Consider the following 17,544-nt stretch of genomic DNA (forward strand, 5'->3'; position numbering starts at 1 on the left):
CCCTTATCTATTTTGTGCGGCTTCTTTCGCTTGTTGCGTAATATAGGTTAAAATTTTCGTTTTCGTAATTTTTCCAATAACTTTTTTAGGATTTTCTTTTTCAACGACTGGCAAAGAATCCACTTCGTATTTTTGCAAAGTGTCAGCAGCTTCAAGAATAGTAAATTCTGGTGTGCAGGTTTTCACATGTGGCACTCTTGTCATACAAACAGCAACAGGTGTGCCATCAATATTTGTATTTAAAGAGGCCCGTAATAAATCTTTTCGTGACAAAACCCCTAATAATTCTTTTGCTTCATCCATGACATAAAGAGAACCGACATCATACATAAATAAGTTGGTAATCGCATCTCGAATTGAGGTGTCTTGGGCAACCATCAATGGTGGACTCATGATCTCCTGAACTTTTGTTTGAAAAACATCAAAAAAGAAAAAAGCCTCCATATTATCACTTTCGTAAGTATACCCAACTTTCGGACTTGCTTTTAAAATTCCTGAAAGTGTTAAAAAAGACAAATCAGAACGCAATGTCGCACGTGAAACGGCTAGTATGTCCGAAATGCGTTCACCACTAACTGGCTGATGCTCTTTTACAACAGCGATAATTTGCTCTTGTCGTTTACTTAATTTCATCATTTCCTCCTCAATTCCTCTTAAACAAATTGTACATTCGCTTACAATTATACACATATTCATTGTTTTTTCAACATATTGACAAAAAACTTTTTCTATTGACAAACTTATTTCCGTCTATTATGATGTTTATTGAACATATAAGACACATATTAAACGGAGGTCACGCATGAAAAAGTTTATTTATTCTTTTAACGAAACACACAATGAAGGTAAAGAGACTCTTGGTGGTAAAGGGGCAAACTTGGCAGAAATGACACGCTTAGGTTTGCCGATTCCGCAAGGATTCACGATTACAACCCGTTGCTGTATGGACTATTTGGCAGATGCTACTTTCTTTGAAGAACACTTACAATCAGAAATTTTGAAAGCGGTTAAAAATCTAGAAACTGAAACAGGCAAATCTTTTACCGCGGACAATGAGATTCTCTTAGTTTCCGTTCGCAGCGGTGCTGCCTTCTCGATGCCTGGTATGATGGATACTATTTTAAATTTAGGTTTAAATGATCAACGTGTGAAAAAATTTGCGACCTTAACCTCTCCTGGTTTTGCTTTTGACTGTTATCGCCGACTTATTCAAATGTTTGGAGACGTCGTCTATCACATTCCCAAAGAATTATTTGACCAACAAAAAGAGCGCTTGGAACAAGAGCTAAACAAAAAAATTACCGCTTTTCAAGAAGCAGATCATTTCGCCTTGATTGTCCGCTACCAAGAAGTTTTTGAACAACATCATGTGGTCTTCCCGCAAGACCCTGTCGCACAACTTTTTGAAGCAATCAAAGCTGTTTTTGATTCATGGAATAATCAACGTGCGGTGGTTTATCGAAACTTACATCATATTGCACATGATTTAGGTACAGCTGTCAACATTCAAGAAATGGTTTTCGGCAATCGTGGACTAGACAGTGGCACTGGCGTTGTTTTCACTAGAAATCCGGTCACAGGGGAAAATCAACTGTTTGGAGAGTTTCTTTTGAACGCGCAAGGAGAAGATGTAGTGGCTGGTATTCGGACGCCAGAACCCATTCGTCGTTTACGTTTGACTATGCCAAAAGTTTATCAAGATTTTCGCCATTACGCAGAACTTTTAGAATATCATTATCGTGACATGCAAGATATTGAATTTACCATTGAAAATGAAAAATTATATATTTTACAAACAAGAAACGGGAAACGAACCGCCGCAGCTACGGTTAAAATTGCTTTAGACTTAGCCAAAGAAAATCGCATTACTAAACAAGAAGCACTGTTGCGTGTGACACCTGATACGATTGATCAATTAATTCATCCCGTGTTTGATCAAGAGAAACGACAACACATGGAACGCTTAGCTATGGGACTTCCTGCTAGTCCTGGTGCAGCAAGTGGCCAAATTGTTTTTACAGCAGAAAAAGCCAAAGAACTGACCAATCTAGGAAAGAAAGTCATTCTTGTTCGTCAAGAAACTTCACCAGAAGATATTGAAGGCATGGTTGTAAGCGAAGCAATTGTAACCAGTCGTGGCGGAATGACTTCTCATGCCGCCGTGGTCGCACGAGGAATGGGAACTTGCTGTGTGACTGGTTGCGAAAGTTTAACCGTCAATGAAGAAACCAAACAACTACACTGCGGGCCACAAGTCATCTTAGAAGGAACAATCATTTCCGTCGATGGCTCAACGGGGGAAATTTATCTTGGCGAAATTCCCACAATTTCTGCTGATAATAACGATGACCTTCAAGAGCTCTTGTCTTGGGCAGATGCGTATGCTGATTTAACTGTTCGTGCCAATGCAGAAACTACACAAGATTTAGAGACTGCTATCCGTTTTGGTGCAGCGGGGATTGGTTTAGCGCGAACAGAGCATATGTTTTTCGGTGAAGAGCGTGTCTTGGAAATGCGTCGCCTGATTTTAGCAGAGTCTGAAAAGGAAGCAACCTATGCGTTGGAACAACTTCTTCATTTTCAACAGGAAGACTTTTATCAAATGCTGAAAGTAGTTCAAGACAAGCCCATGGTGGTCCGCTTGTTAGATCCGCCGATGCATGAGTTTTTACCTCATGAAAAGAATGATATTCAATTATTAGCGAAGCAACTACAACGGTTCCCAGTGACCATCGCCAAACAAATTGAACGGTTACAAGAAACCAATCCAATGTTGGGTCATCGTGGTTGTCGCTTAGGTGTGACCCAACCACAAATATACAAAATGCAAGTTACAGCCTTATTTACTAGTGCCATTCGATTAGTCAAAGAAGGAATTACTGTTTATCCAGAAGTGATGATTCCTCTAATCGCCGAAAAAGAAGAACTTCTCTATCTCAAACGCATTTTAAAAGAAACGATTGACGGTCTCTTTGAAGAACATAAAATGACTCCTTTCCCTTACGAAATCGGGACAATGATTGAACTACCTAGAGCTTGTCTGATTGCGGATCAGTTAGCAGAAGAAGCAGACTTTTTCAGCTTTGGAACAAATGATTTAACACAAATGACCTATGGTTTTTCTCGTGATGATATCGGTAAATTCATTAATACGTATCGGGAAAAGAAAATCATTACCCAAGATCCGTTTCAATCACTAGATCAAACAGGTGTTGGTCAACTGATTCAATTAGCTGTAGAGAAAGCGCGTCGCACTAAACCAAACATGAGTATTGGCGTATGTGGAGAAGTCGGTGGTGATCCGCAATCCATCACGTTTTTCCAAACACTTGGCCTAAACTACATCTCTTGCTCACCTTATCGGGTACCTATTGCGAAACTCGCAGCTGCCCAAGCCAAAATTTTAACCGAACCGGCTGTGACTGAAGAACAAATGGTCCTTCTTTAATTTAACGTGTGTAACAAATGATTCATCCTTACAAGATAAAAAGTGCTAGGAACATCAGTCGAAACGATTGATGTTCCTAGCACTAAATTTTAAGATCAATGATTGTACTCTGGTTATTTTCTTATAAACGCGGCATCTTTTGTCAAGGGGTCTGTTACATCTGATACATATCTTTCTACTTTCATATGCAAATCATATTTTTCTCTAAGTTCCGTAATACGGGTCATCATTGGAGAAGCGTGGTGTTTGTCTAGTGCTTCCTGATCTGTCCAACTATCAATCAGCAGAACTGTTTCTTCATCGTCCATTGGAAAAAAGTATTCATAGCGACTATTCCCTTTTTCTGCACGAATCGCCTCTACAATTCCGCTGGCAATCATTTCTTTGGCAAATTCTCTTGCACGTCCATTTGTCCCACTATAATAAATATTTATAGTAATCGCCATCTGTCTTCCCCCCTAAATTTACTTGCCTTTTTACGTTCCCGACTGGAATTGAACCAGCGACCTACCGCTTAGGAGGCGGTTGCTCTATCCTACTGAGCTACGAGAACAATCTGTTTTAATTTTAGAAGTCTTCACTACATCTGTCAATAGACAAAAAGAAAGTATCCCGCATAAACAATTATGCGAGATACTTTCTTTCAGTGAAACACGTCGTTCTTTTATCTATTATTTTTTTTGCCGCCGATCAAGAATCATTTTTCCTAAATAATAAAGTCCTGTCGCAATAGCTATATATTGCCCAATTTTATTATTGCGTGCAACTTTTTCTTGTTTCGTTTTCGCCATTGTCCCCATCACCTTTCTAAAATAATTCTTTTTACATTTTTATTATAGTAGGTTCTGTCATTTTTTGCGAATAAACACACTTTTAAAAATAATCTTCTAAAATTGGCATGCCTTTGACTAAACGTTGGCCTAAACGTTGAGCTGTCGTTGCATCTCCTTGCAAGCGTTCATAAAAAGATAACGTCTCTGCTGAACGATAGCCCAAGAATAGTTGCGTCCACGTTTGGATATCTGCTTTCAAAGCAGCAGTCCCTTCTTTTTCCACAGCACCTTTAGTCACTGTTGCTTTTCCTTGTTCATCAATTGTCATTGTCCAAATACCTTCATTCCATGGCCCATAGGAATCTTCAATCTCTAAAGAATACGTTTCTTTTTCTCCTGATTGAAATGGATACTTTTCCAGAAATGTTTGTAACTCAACGATTCTTGCCATCATGTAAGGTAAAATTTTTACAGAAGCTGCTGGCGTTGGCATTAAATCATTTAAATCTTTTCCAGCAAAACCATTAATCCAATGGAACGATTGAACGGAACCACTATGTGAGCCAATAAACCCAGCTAAAGCTTTAAAAGCTGTATTAGTTAAATAGTTCCATTCTACGATTTCAAAGGTGCCAGCAGCTATCCGATAAATCACATAGCCTTCTGCTTTCCCTTCTGACGAATAATAAATCGCTTGATTATTTGGTTTACTTGCACGATTCAGCGTATAATCCAGCCACCAAGTTTCACGGATCACACCACCAGAGTGCGCTCTTTGATTTTCAAGGTATACGTCTTTAATGACCTCTTTACCGTCAGCCCAAGAAACTCGTTTAATGGTACCCGGAACTCGTTTAACACGTGGCCAATCTTCCGTTTTAATTGTATACTCTGCTTGTTCAAATGTTTGTTCATAGCCATATTGACGATAAAATGGATATGAAAACGGTGCTAAGTAAGAAAGGGCAACCTTTTGTTTCGCTAAATCAGCCAACATTTCTTTCATAATAGCAGAGATGCCGCCTTCACCACGATATTCTGGATAAGAAGCCACATAGCCAATTCCAGCCATGGGATAGCGGACACCATGGAAATTCACTTGAAAAGGTGTCGCCATCACTTGACTTGTTAATTGCTCATCAATTAGGAAGCCATAGCTTTGCGTATGTGACAACAATTTTTCAAAACGTTCTTGGCGTTCCACCGTGGGTTCCTGATTAAAAGCATAGATGACAAGATCAAACATCTCTTTCATTTCTTCTTTGCCCATTTTTTTGACTCTTTTAGTTGTCATTTTCTTTCCTCCTCGCACATTGTATCAATTCATTTTATCACAGAAACGGTTCTCTTTCTAAAAGCCGTTATTTGCTGTCATTTCTTTGAACCAACGACCGCTTTTCTTAATGGTCCGTTTCGCATCATCATCTAAATCCACAGCAATGAAGCCGTAACGATTTTTATAGGCATTAAGCCAAGACCAGTTATCCATACACGTCCACATATGATATCCTTGAACATTACTACCTTCTTGAATCGCTTGATGCACCCATTTCAAGTGATCCTGCACGAATTCAATCCGATAATCATCTTCAATGACTCCTTGTTCATTGACAAAGCGTTCTTCTCCTTCTACGCCCATGCCATTTTCTGAAATGTAGCAGCGAATGTTGCCATAATTTTCTTTTAAATTCATTAATGTATCATAAATGCCTTTTTCGTAGATTTCCCAGCCACGGTAAGGATTCATTTTTTTGCCAGGCATATCGTAGACATCATAAAAATCTTCTGGAAGTAAGCCTTCTGGTCGTGTTTCAACAGGTGTTTCTTTTGCTTTGGCACGACGTGGTTGATAGTAGTTTACTCCTAATAAGTCCACAGTATTTTCAGCAATTATTGCTAAATCTTCTGGCGTTGTTTCTGGCAACAAGTCATTTGCTTTCGCCCAAGCAACCATATCTTCTGGAAAATGGCCTTTAACAGCCGGGTCTAAAAACGAACGGTTAAAGAAACCATCGACAAATTTAGCCGCATTTACATCGGCTTCATTGTGCTCATCACGAGGATAAGTCGGCGTTAAGTTTAAAATAATGCCAATTTCACCTGATAAGTTCATAGAATGATAGACGGCAATCGCTTTGGCACTAGCTAAAGCTTCATGATAGAGTACTTGAATCCCTTCTTTTAGATTCACTTTATCAGGATAATGCCAGCCATACAGATAACCACCTTCAACTGGTACAATTGGTTCATTGTGCGTAAACCATTTTTTCACGCGATCGCCAAACAATTCAAAACAGGTTTTGGCAAAGTCAACATACAAATCAACCACTTCACGGCTTTCCCAACCGCCTTTTTCTTGAAGTACCATCGGCATATCAAAATGATACAAGTTCATAAAGGGCTCAATCCCGTGTTCTAATAAATCATCAATGACTTGATTATAAAAATCAACTGCTGTTTGATTGACTTTTCCTGTTGTAGGATCTGGAATTAAACGGCTCCATTGAATGGATGTTCGAAAAGAGTTATGTCCCGTTTCTTTCATTAACTGAATATCTTCTTGGTATTTTTTATAAAATTGTGAGGTCTTATCTGGACCGACTTGTTGAAAAAATTTTTCTGGCGCTTCTTGATACCAAAAATCCCAAATATTTTGACCTTTACCATCACCTTCAAAAACGCCTTCTGTTTGAGGACCGCTGGCTGCAGAACCCCACCAAAAATTTTCTGGAAATTGATATTTCATGTTGTTTGCTCCTTTACGATTTAATCATTAAAAAAAGGATTGAACCCTCCGTAAGAGTCCGGACGATTCAATCCTTCGATTTTTTACTCAGCTGCTTCTGCGGCTGCTTCTTGTTTCAAGTATTGATCTGTTGCTACTTTTACGAAAGGCATGTAGATCAAAATAGAAATCAATAAGTTAACAGCTGCTAAAACTCCGCCGGCGATACTCTTCGTTGCTAAAAATCCGCCAATAATTGGTGGTGTTACCCAAGGTGGCATAAAGGTTGCAGCTGGTACTAAACCAGTTGCTGTCGCCACATACGCAACAGTTACAAGAACCATTGGGACTAAAATGAATGGGATAAACATGATTGGGTTTAAAACAATTGGTAAACCGAACATGACTGGTTCATTAATATTAAATAGTCCTGGTGCTAAACTTAAGTTTGTAATGACTTTGTATGGTTTGTTACGACGACCTACGATAAAGATAGCAATTAACAGACCTAATGTTGCCCCTGTTCCACCTAAGTTTACAAATGAATCAAAGAAAGGTTTGTTTACAATATAAGGAATTGCTTTACCTGCTTCTAAAGCTTTAATGTTCGCATCAATCGCTGGTACGTTGATTGTTTGCATTAATGGGTCAACCATGTTGGCACCATGTAAACCAAAGAACCACAAGAATGGTGTAATGAAAGCTAACAATAATGCTGATGGGTAGCTGTTTGCAAGTCCCATAAATGGTTGTTGAACCGCTTCATAGAATGAAATAACGATATTGTCGATTCCTAAAGCAAATAGAATTGATGTAATTAAACTAAATAAACTGATTGTAATCATTGCTGGTAATAAAGCCGCAAATGATTTTGCTACTGCTGGTGGTACACCATCAGGCATTTTGATAACTAATTTAGGATTGCCAGATAAACGTTGGAATAGTTCTCCTGAAATAAGTGCAATAATCAAAGCAATAAATAATCCAGTTGCGCCCATACCTTCTAAGCCGCCAACTGCGAAGAATGAAGCTACAGAAACTGTACCGGCTGCAATGCCGTCTTTTCCATAAGATTTAACTAAATTGTGTGCTACTAAAAAGGCTACTAAAACGGCAAAGATTGCGAATGTACCGTTCCAAATGTTGCCACCAAAGCTTTTCCAAATTGGTGCATCGTTATACATCATTGGGAAAATTTTGTTTAAAAAGTCCTCATATCCTGGAATTGGAATATTATTAATTAATACCGCCAAAGCCCCTAAAATCATTAATGGCATCGTTACGACAAACGCGTCACGAATTGCTACCAAGTGCCGTTGCGCTGCGATTACTGACGCTTTCGGCATAAAGTGTTTCTCCATCCATTGAACAAATCCGTCCATTGTTATTCCTCCTAATTAACGCTTTCTCAAGCGCGTTTTTCTTATAAGACGCATTGACAACGAGATTACTCGTTATCAATACGGCGATAAAGATCGATAATTTCTTTTGCTAAATCTGTAAATGCAATCGCAGTCATTAAATGATCTTGACTGTGCACTGTTAACAATGTTACTTGCATGTTATTGCCTTTTGCTTCTTCTGTTAACATTCCTGTTTGCGAATGATGTGCATGTACAAGTGATTCTTCTGCATCTGCAATTTTTTTGTCTGCTAATTCAAAATCCCCCGATTTTGCTGCGGCAATCGCTTCCATTGCATCGCTTTTAGCATTTCCGCCATACATGATTAAACCCATGATTGCTTCTAAGTTCTGTTGTCCGTCCATTACCTCTACCCCATTTTCTGCTCTAGTTTGATGATCCCATTAATGAAATTGCTTGATCTAAAACTTTTTCGCCATTCATCATGCCATAGTCCGCCATGTTAATTACATCTAAAGGAATCCCTTTTGGTTGTAATTTTTGTTCAAATTGCCCTTTCATGAAACGAACTTGTGGGCCTAATAATAAAACATTTACCTCTTTATTTTCCAAGTTTGTATCTGCTTCAGAAGCCGATACTGCAAAGATGTCTGCTTCCATGCCACGATCTTCTGCTGCTTTTTGCATTTTTGTTACTAATAAACTTGTGCTCATTCCTGCGGAACAAACTAACATAATTGTTTTTTTTGCCATTTTCCTTCATCTCCTAAATTCTCTTTGTTTTGCTTTACACCTTTATATAAGCAAGAAGCGTGCCAAGTTTTAACACATTGAAAACATTGATATGACAACGTTTTTAGATATGGAAAGCGTGTACACACTAAAAATAAAACGATTACACACAGCTTTTTTGTGTGCGTTTCCAAAATAATAGGGCAACAAAAGAAAGTGAGCGATAAGCCGAAACGACTCATCGCTCACTTTCTAAAGCTGAAGAGAATCAACTGGACAAAAGCCGCTTTTTCCCTTTAAGCAGTTTCCATCATTTTAAGCATTTTATAAAACTGTTTCTTTTTAAAATAACTTAAAAAGATACCTAATACTGCGTCATTCAGTTTTTGTAACGCCCCATAAGAAACCATTGTTTCTGTATAACGCAGTTCACAGCTTTTTTCATCAATTGGCTGGAGCTCATACCGCACCGAGAAATCATTTTTAGTTGTGGATGTTCGAAATTGATAGGTCTTATTTTCTACAGCTTCTTCAATAACTATTTTCGCGCGACTATTTTTACTATATTCTTTGATATATTCAAACTTACGTAACTGCTTTCTTGTAAGAGTTTTGCCTGTTTGCTTACGGATATCAAAAATAACAGAATTCATTAATTGCGTGTAAAATTCATCTGCTGAAATAGTTAATGTTTTCGTAATTTCCATTACCGTTTCACCTCATCCTTTGTCGCCTCTTCTTCAGCAACTTTTTTTCCTTTAAAAAACAGGTAACCACCAAGTCCAATGAAAAAAATCCCCGTTGTCAGACTTAATAAATCATAGTTTAAGGAGCTGGGATTCAACGAATACAAAACAATCAAGAAGCCAATACTACATAAAAATAATCCATTTCTAATCATTTTCATCCATCCTATCTTTTTAGACTACCGTTGCTTGGAAGTATAAAACGCCACCCCAAGGTTGTTCCTTAATCAGCTGTTTTGCAACTTGTGCAGCAGTTTCAGGGTCTCCTTCAACTTCAAAAAATAACTTAATACCATTCTTTTCTTTAAAAGTAAATGTTTCATTTTCCCCTTGATATGCCTCTAATAAAGTAATAATTTCCTCTTGCTTCATTGCACTTGCAATCGAAATCATGCCGCTCGCTCCTTTCTATACAAGTAATTGCTGTTTTTATTGCCTATTGCTCACTTTCGCCTAATGCAGGATCCATTTTGTTAGCAGCGATAACAAACGGTGTCCAAATCAAGAAAGTGACTACCATACATACCAACGCTACGATTGGTGCGCGCCAGTCGGCACCTGTCGCTAAGAAAGATAATAGCAACGGCGGTGTCACCCATGCGACTTGTTGAGAAACTGGGGCGACTAGCCCAAGATACGTTGCAACCCAGCCAATTGTAGTAGCAACTAATGGCGCAATTACAAATGGAATAAACATAATTGGATTAAGAACAACTGGTAAACCAAACATAATCGGTTCATTGATATTAAAGATCCCAGGTCCTAATGATAATTTACCGACTGTTAAATAATCTGCTCGTTTGGAGAATAACAAGATTGCAATAATTAGGACAATTGTACCGCCTGAACCACCAAACCAAGCAAAAGCATCAAACGAACCACGGACCCACATGTAGGCTTTACCGTCGTCAATAGCGGCTAAAACCGCAGCTGTTCCTGTTTTTCCTTCATAACCTTTTTGGAAAATATCAATATTGATTAATTGTGCTTGTCCCCAAATTCCTTCAAGAACTGGTGCCAAAACGTTTGGACCGTGAATACCAAAGAACCAGAAAATTTGAACAAAAACCGTTACAATTAACACAGCTCCTAGTCCTTGTGATAACCCAAGAAACGGTTCCGCGATATATTTTTGAATTAAGTCAATTAATAATTGACCGCCTGAAAGTTTTGACACCGTAAAGTTAATAATTGCTACGACATACAACGCGATTGTTGCTGGTAAAATTGCCGCAAACGCTTTTGAAACTGCTGGCGGAACAGAATCAGGCATTTTTATTGTTAAATCCGCTTGCATTAATTTACAAAAAATAATGGTTGATAAAGCGCCCATAATCATCACTGTAAAGAAAGCGTTACCATTTAGATGGTTGAGATTTAACCAACCCCATGGATTGACAGTCAATTGATTATTAGCAATTGACGCACCAATTTCTGCCCCATTAATTGCGTTGGCAATCTTTTCTGGCACTTTCACAGCTAATTCAGCTGTGTTATTTGGTGCAAAAGCAACACCTGAAATTAAGGTAGCTAAACTGACAATCCCACCAGCTAGCTCATTCACATTGTATGCTTTCGCTAAGTTATAGCCCCAAGAAAAAGCGAAAATCAAACCAGCGATAGCCAATGTACCATTCCAAACAAAACCATTAATCCCAATGATGACATTCAATACTGCAAAAATACCTTTGTCTGCTTCCAAACTTGCCGCATAAGTTGAGACAAACTCTTGGGGAAGATCTCGAATAATTGCGTTAATCATTACGGCGACTGATCCAGCCATTGTCGCAGGTAATGTACCAATAAAAGCATCCCTTAGTGCCACCAGATGTTTCTGTGCACCAATTTTTGCGGCAGTTGGTAAGATATATTTTTCCATCCATGCCATTAATCCGTTCATTTTTATTCCTCCTGTATCCATTTATATTTATTAAAAAGGCAGTAGCCTCATTAAACGAATGAATCGAGCGTACAAAATAAAACCTTTGGTAACATGCACTATCCTTGTTTGCTATTCACTTTTCTTAAACATTTTAATTCCTTATCCCATTAATGAGATTGCTTGATCTAAAACTTTTTCGCCATTCATCATGCCATAATCTGCCATGTTAATTACATCTAAAGGAATCCCTTTTGGTTGTAATTTTTGTTCAAATTGCCCTTTCATGAAACGAACTTGTGGACCTAAAAGTAAAACATTCACCTCTTTATTTTCCAAATTTGTATCTGCTTCAGAAGCCGATACTGCAAAGATGTCTGCTTCCATACCACGATCTTCTGCTACTTTTTGCATTTTTGTTACTAATAAACTCGTGCTCATTCCTGCGGAACAAACTAACATAATTGTTTTTTTTGCCATTTTTTCTTCATCTCCTTAAAAGTTATGACGTTATACACTTTATTTATAGCAATAATTGTGCCAAGTTTTTTTCCTCATTAAAATACTGATATAACAGCTTTTGTCATCAAAAAAAGCGTGCACACACTAAAAGAAAACGCTTACACACATGAAATTGTGTGTAACTTACAAAAAGAAAACATCAAGAAAAAAGAGAGCGTTTTCTCATTTCTTGATGTTTTTTTATTTATTATTGTTTACTTTTAATTTCATTTTCTAAAAACATTTGGGTAACATGCGCAACTTCCGCTTCTGGAATCGTCACACGATACGCCCGTTCAATTAACATAAAATTCGTGCGTACGACATCGATTTCTAAACGATGTGTTTTAACATATTCCGCTAAGTTTGGAAAAGTTCTTGCTTCTTCTCCTTTAATTAAAGCATCTACCAGAAAAGCCAAATGAATCATGATTCCGGCATCCACCCCTGGTTCAACAATAATATGCATGTCTGTTTGTATTTGATGAACTGTTTTTTGTAACATGAGAATTAATTTTTGTAAGGAGTCCACAGAAGTAATGACGCCACTTAGTGAATGAACAATTGTATCAATCGCCACTTCATCACTAGCAATCCGTTTCAGTACATTTAATTTTTCATCATCAAAAATATCATAGACAGAAAAGAAAGGAATATTTTGATATTCAACATCCACAGTTCCCGCAATGGCCTTAATTTCATATTCTTCCATCAAGTTGTCGATATGTTTTTTAAATGTTTCTCGTTCAATAAATTGCATTTGAATCAGTTCTACTTTTGTTTCATCAATAACGGGTAAGATTCGTTGGTATAGTTTTGCGGCGACCCCTTCTCCTGTAAAGCACGTCACGATTACTGCTTTTTTTACGTTTTGACGTTTTTGCAGACTAGAGCGAAATTGTTCTCTCACAACGCTTTCAAAAGAAAGTTGAATATTTTGGTAAATGTCCTCTAAACTTCGTCCCACGCTTGCCATTCGAATAGCTTCTAAGACAATCATTGTGCTCGTCATTGTAATCGCCTTCGTTCGGATACCTGTTTCTTCAAACAACATATTTCCAAACGAATTTAATGAACCCATATCGGTCAGTAATAAAATCCCATTATTTAACGATTCTTTTTGCGTAATTACTTGGTTTCGTAATTGTTCATACATTGTTTGAACTTCCATCGTTAACGGCATATTCATCGCTGTTCCGATTGACGTTCCTAAAAGTTCTTGGGCGGTTTTCAACATACTTGAGGCAGTAGAATCCCCATGCATTAAGACGAACACACCAACATTATTTTCTGGAGTTCTTTCTTCTTTACCGACATTAATAGATAAAAACATACTAATAAAGCCAATTTCATCGAAAGGAATCTCTATGTTGTTCTCTTCTTCAATAATAGAAGATAAATCTAAGGCTACTTGAAATTCTTTTTTCATGTTTTTACGGACATTATTTAAATCAGGATGGACAATCACATGACCTTCTTTGACACGTTCAATCGTACTTTGTAAATGAAGCGCAAAGGCAAAGCGCGCAGTTTCGTTGTACGTGTGTTCCAAACGCTCTTCTGCGATATCATAAAGACGATTCGTTAAGTCCCAAATAGCTTCTGGTAATAACTCCTTATGTAAAGAATGTTGGGTTAATTCTTCGACATAATTTTTAAAATACGCATTCATATCTTTAGAAATCAATTCTTCTAAATCAACATTTTCTAAGTCAGCTTCAGACAAGTCAGCGACTTTTTCTTCGATTTCATTATAAACTTGCATGTCTCTAGCTGGATCTTGCGACCAAACAATTTTGTTGGTACCTGGCTGGAAAGATAAATAATTACTTTTACTATCGACAAATTGATCCAAGCGTTCAGGTACTTCTTTAATTTTTAATAATCCTTTTTGGACAGGTAACGACAAATCCCGTTTACGGATAACCAAGTGTTCTAAATTGTGCGTCCGATAATAAAGAAATGACTTAGCACAAACTAATTTTAAGTCCCGCTTCACCTGACCAATATTTCCTTCTGCATCGTATAACATGAACGCCAAAACTGCTTCGCGTTCGATATCAATTTGTTGGCCCAAACGTGTTGCCTCTTGCTGAATAAATAACGAAATGATGGCATAACGCTCATCTAGCGTCCGTGCATCTAAAGATGGCAATGTAATCGACATCGGAATCCGCCGATTAAAAGTGGTTAAAAAGTTTTCTGAGGATTCCGTTGTCGCACCAATAATTTGAACAGAGGCTTCATAGGTTTGGCCACTTTCTCCTAATGGACGGTACACGCCTTTATCAATAAACGTAAAGAGCATTTCTTGACCTTCTGGCGGTAAGCGATGAATTTCATCTAAAAAGAGAATCCCACCATCTGCTTTTGCCATTAAACCTGGACTATCTTCATTCGCACCAGTATAGGCACCTTTTTTTACGCCAAAGATATGACCAAATAATAATTGTGGGTTTTGTGCATAATCAGCACAATTAAAAGAGACAAAAGGGGCATCTTCATCTAAGGTTTTTGAATCAATGGCAAAACGGTACATACATTCAGCAAAAAGAGATTTCCCTGTTCCTGTTTTCCCAAAAATAATCGTATGCAAACCTCTTGGTGGATATAAAATAGCCGCCTTGGCCTGCTGAATACTCACTTTTAAAGAATCATTGGCACCTACTAATGTGTCAAAACTAACAGAGGTAGACTCATCTACATGGACTTGTTCTCCTTCATTGATTGTTGGCACTGAATAGATAACAGGACGTCCAGTACTTCTAGTAATTTTCTTTTCTTTGAATAATTCATTTAAATAACGGCTGGCATTACTGCGATCAATCATTAACTGTTCTGCTACCGCTCCTGCCGTTAAGCCAGTTTCATTTTTTTGAAGTAACGCTAAGATTTCTTCCTTCCGAGATTTCATGGAATCCTCCTCGATACAACGTTCTGCTTGAAGCTCGTAAAGCGTTATTTCTTCGCTTTACGAGCTCCTTTGTTTTTCGTGTTTTTCTTTTTGTTTTTCTTCTTTTTGCGTGTTTCTTGTGGTTCTTTGACAACAGAATTTACTGTTTCTGGTTTTCTTTCTTTCGTACTCTTTTTTTCTGAATACGTATCTTTGACTACGTTCTTTTTTTCTAGTTCATCTTTGGCTTTTGGCTGTTCATGAAGTGCACCATCATATAAAAAGATTTCCTGATAAGGAATGGCCAATTGTTTCATCAAACGTTGATAATCCCTTTTGGTGCCATCGTTGATAAACGTAATCACTGCCCCTTGTGCACCCATCCGGCCAACGCGACCAGAACGATGAATATAGCTCTCTTCGGTTAAAGGAACATCTACGTTTACGACGTAAGGGACCCCTGTGAAATCTAAGCCCCGTGCCGCAATATCCGTGGTTAATAACAACTTCACTCGTTCTGCTTTAAATTGATCGATCGCCAATTTACGCAACTGTTTACTTTGATCTGAAGCCAGACCAATAGCTGGCACATTCTCATAAACTAATTTTTCTTCTGCTGCACCTAAATCAGCAACTTGATTGAAAAAGACCATGCTTCTGAATGCTTCTGTATGGGCCAAACGACGTAAGTAATCAGCTTTTTTTCTTGGTGCTAACCGAATAAAGTAGTGGGCGACTTGACCTGCTGAAGTATCTTCTTCCGTCACATCAATCACCTGTAATTTTTGGCTTAAAGATTGCGCTTGATTCACGACACGATCAGCAGTCGCTGAATAAAAAACAAGTTGGTATTCGGTTGGTGTGTGTGTCAAAATTTGCTTGGTTAAACTTAGCTCTTCCTCTTGGAAAAGTTGATCAACTTCATCCATTACGATTGTTTTTAACAACTGAGCTTTGACTTTTTTATTCTTCATTAACTCTAAAATTCGACCTGGTGTTCCGATTAACACTTCGGGACGTTTTTTTAACTTGTCAATCTGGCGTGAAACATTTGCCCCACCGATTAACGTTTGAACCGTTAATTGAAGTGGCTTAGCCCAAGTCCGAGCAACTTCAGCAATTTGCATAGCTAATTCTTGAGACGGAGCAATAATCAACAATTGATTTCCCTGTCCTTTTTCAACAGTTAAGAGTAAAGGCAGCATGTAAGCAAGTGTTTTTCCAGTTCCTGTCGGCGAAATTCCTAAAACATTTTCTCCTTCGCGAAGGGGCGTAAAACTTTTTTCTTGAATTGTTGATGGTTCGTTAAAGCCAGAAGCTTGCCACTGTTCTTGCCAAGCCTCTGGAAGTTGTTCTAAAAATCTCATATTGTTCCTTTCCTATCGCTTAATTCTTATTTATCAGCATCAAAAATAATGCCGGCACTATGACGTAAATCAGTGACTACTTTATTGACATTTCGAGCAAGCTCAACCCATTCTTCATACTTGGTGCCCCAATACTTATCTGTTGGGTTATTTAAAACTGCTGCAAAATCACGGGCTTCTTCAATCATTGGATTATCGGCTACTTGAATATCTAAGACATCACGTTCTTCATGTGCGCGATCATGGTACTCAGCCGAAGAAATAGCATTGACACTATCTAAAATCAAGGTCCCATTTTCAAAGTAAATTTCGGATGGCGCAAAAGAATCACTAATTTTCCCAGTGTTTAACGTCACGTCAAACTGATCATATCGTAAAATAATTGTTCCTAAGCCATCGACACCTGTCGCAATTTTACTAGCAAAATAATGGCTTTCGTTTGGTACGCCAAACCAGCCCAAGGCTGCATAAACTAAATAAACGCCTAAATCTGCTAAGGCTCCCCCAGAAAAATGAGGAGAAAAAATATTTGGCTCTTTGCCTTCTAATACTTGATCATAGCGAGAAGAATATTTCATATACGTAAAATTCGCACCTAAAATTTGGTTTTTTAATGGCAATAATTCAGCAATTTTTTGGAAACTTTGCTCATGAATATTACGGGCCGCTTCAAAGAAATACACACGATTTTTATTCGCTAATTCAATAATTTCTGCCATCTCATCAGGCGTTGAAAAAGCTGGTTTTTCAACAATTACATTTTTTTTCGCTAAAATTGCTTGTTTCGCTTGTTCAAAATGTAATGAATTTGGTGAGGCAATATAAACCGTATCCATATGTGCAATACCAAAAAACGTCTCTAAATCAATTGCATATTCCACATCCCCATAGCGAGAACCAAATTCTTGTGCCGTTGCTAGTTTCCGAGAATAAACAGCCGTTAAATCATACGCACCCGTTTCTAAAGCTGCTGCAACAAATTGATGACTAATCCAATTGGTACCAATTACGCCTAAATGTATCATAATCAAAAACCTCCATTTTTTGTTTATTTACTCTCTTTATAATAGTAATCTCTCGTACAAAAGTCACGTAATTACCCTGCCTTAAAGCGCT

At 37.9% G+C, this 17,544-nt stretch carries 16 protein-coding genes and 1 tRNA gene; 1 reads left to right on the forward strand and 16 read right to left on the reverse strand.

The window, feature by feature from the left end:
* Positions 1-3 precede the first annotated feature (3 nt).
* Positions 4-633 carry a helix-turn-helix transcriptional regulator gene (locus IGI97_RS09945; protein ID WP_002355926.1) on the reverse strand — a complete coding sequence of 210 codons (630 nt, stop codon included), beginning with the start codon at positions 631-633 and terminating at the stop codon, positions 4-6.
* Positions 634-802: 169 nt separating this feature from the next.
* On the opposite strand from IGI97_RS09945, the gene ppdK reads away from it, so the two are divergent.
* The gene (gene ppdK, locus IGI97_RS09950) at positions 803-3,448 is read left to right on the forward strand and encodes a pyruvate, phosphate dikinase (protein WP_002376207.1); all 2,646 of its coding nucleotides are present in this window, start codon (positions 803-805) and stop codon (positions 3,446-3,448) included.
* A gap of 113 nt (positions 3,449-3,561) precedes the next feature.
* On the opposite strand, the gene IGI97_RS09955 is transcribed toward ppdK, so the two are convergent.
* From IGI97_RS09955 to IGI97_RS10025, 15 genes are all read right to left on the reverse strand, one after another.
* Positions 3,562-3,894 (reverse strand): putative quinol monooxygenase, encoded by a 333-nt coding sequence (locus IGI97_RS09955; RefSeq protein WP_002358903.1) that lies wholly within the window; start codon positions 3,892-3,894, stop codon positions 3,562-3,564.
* 33 nt (positions 3,895-3,927) lie between these two features.
* Positions 3,928-4,001: transfer RNA gene (locus tag IGI97_RS09960), tRNA-Arg, on the reverse strand.
* Between the two features lie 320 nt (positions 4,002-4,321).
* Entirely contained in the window at positions 4,322-5,515 is a 1,194-nt protein-coding gene (locus IGI97_RS09965) for a GNAT family N-acetyltransferase (protein WP_438738556.1), read from the reverse strand.
* A 57-nt stretch (positions 5,516-5,572) separates the two neighbouring features.
* Positions 5,573-6,967 carry a glycoside hydrolase family 1 protein gene (locus IGI97_RS09970; protein WP_002355921.1) on the reverse strand — a complete coding sequence of 465 codons (1,395 nt, stop codon included), beginning with the start codon at positions 6,965-6,967 and terminating at the stop codon, positions 5,573-5,575.
* 83 nt (positions 6,968-7,050) lie between these two features.
* Positions 7,051-8,328, reverse strand: coding sequence for a PTS sugar transporter subunit IIC (locus IGI97_RS09975; protein WP_002355920.1), 1,278 nt, complete (start codon positions 8,326-8,328; stop codon positions 7,051-7,053).
* Positions 8,329-8,393: 65 nt separating this feature from the next.
* Positions 8,394-8,714 carry a PTS lactose/cellobiose transporter subunit IIA gene (locus IGI97_RS09980; protein WP_002355919.1) on the reverse strand — a complete coding sequence of 107 codons (321 nt, stop codon included), beginning with the start codon at positions 8,712-8,714 and terminating at the stop codon, positions 8,394-8,396.
* A gap of 22 nt (positions 8,715-8,736) precedes the next feature.
* Positions 8,737-9,063, reverse strand: a complete 327-nt coding sequence (locus IGI97_RS09985; RefSeq protein ID WP_002355918.1) for a PTS sugar transporter subunit IIB — start codon at positions 9,061-9,063, stop codon at positions 8,737-8,739.
* A gap of 275 nt (positions 9,064-9,338) precedes the next feature.
* Positions 9,339-9,749, reverse strand: coding sequence for a DUF3284 domain-containing protein (locus IGI97_RS09990; RefSeq protein ID WP_002355917.1), 411 nt, complete (start codon positions 9,747-9,749; stop codon positions 9,339-9,341).
* On the reverse strand, positions 9,749-9,949 hold the full coding sequence (locus IGI97_RS09995) for a DUF3188 domain-containing protein (RefSeq protein ID WP_002355916.1): 201 nt from the start codon (positions 9,947-9,949) through the stop codon (positions 9,749-9,751). The genes IGI97_RS09990 and IGI97_RS09995 overlap by 1 nt, the downstream gene beginning before the upstream one ends.
* 13 nt (positions 9,950-9,962) lie before the next feature.
* Positions 9,963-10,181 (reverse strand): hypothetical protein, encoded by a 219-nt coding sequence (locus IGI97_RS10000; RefSeq protein ID WP_002355915.1) that lies wholly within the window; start codon positions 10,179-10,181, stop codon positions 9,963-9,965.
* Positions 10,182-10,224: 43 nt separating this feature from the next.
* Positions 10,225-11,688, reverse strand: a complete 1,464-nt coding sequence (locus tag IGI97_RS10005; RefSeq protein ID WP_002364646.1) for a PTS sugar transporter subunit IIC — start codon at positions 11,686-11,688, stop codon at positions 10,225-10,227.
* Between the two features lie 141 nt (positions 11,689-11,829).
* On the reverse strand, positions 11,830-12,147 hold the full coding sequence (locus IGI97_RS10010; protein ID WP_142428515.1) for a PTS sugar transporter subunit IIB: 318 nt from the start codon (positions 12,145-12,147) through the stop codon (positions 11,830-11,832).
* Positions 12,148-12,376: 229 nt separating this feature from the next.
* Positions 12,377-15,082, reverse strand: a complete 2,706-nt coding sequence (locus IGI97_RS10015) for a sigma 54-interacting transcriptional regulator (protein WP_002355912.1) — start codon at positions 15,080-15,082, stop codon at positions 12,377-12,379.
* A 44-nt stretch (positions 15,083-15,126) separates the two neighbouring features.
* Positions 15,127-16,428, reverse strand: coding sequence for a DEAD/DEAH box helicase (locus IGI97_RS10020; protein WP_002355911.1), 1,302 nt, complete (start codon positions 16,426-16,428; stop codon positions 15,127-15,129).
* A gap of 26 nt (positions 16,429-16,454) precedes the next feature.
* Complete coding sequence (locus IGI97_RS10025) at positions 16,455-17,453, reverse strand: Gfo/Idh/MocA family protein (RefSeq protein WP_002355910.1); 999 nt, start codon at positions 17,451-17,453, stop codon at positions 16,455-16,457.
* Between the last annotated feature and the right edge of the window lie 91 nt (positions 17,454-17,544).

Source organism: Enterococcus sp. DIV2419, from assembly GCF_051711865.1.
Taxonomy (GTDB): Bacteria; Bacillota; Bacilli; order Lactobacillales; family Enterococcaceae; genus Enterococcus; species Enterococcus faecalis.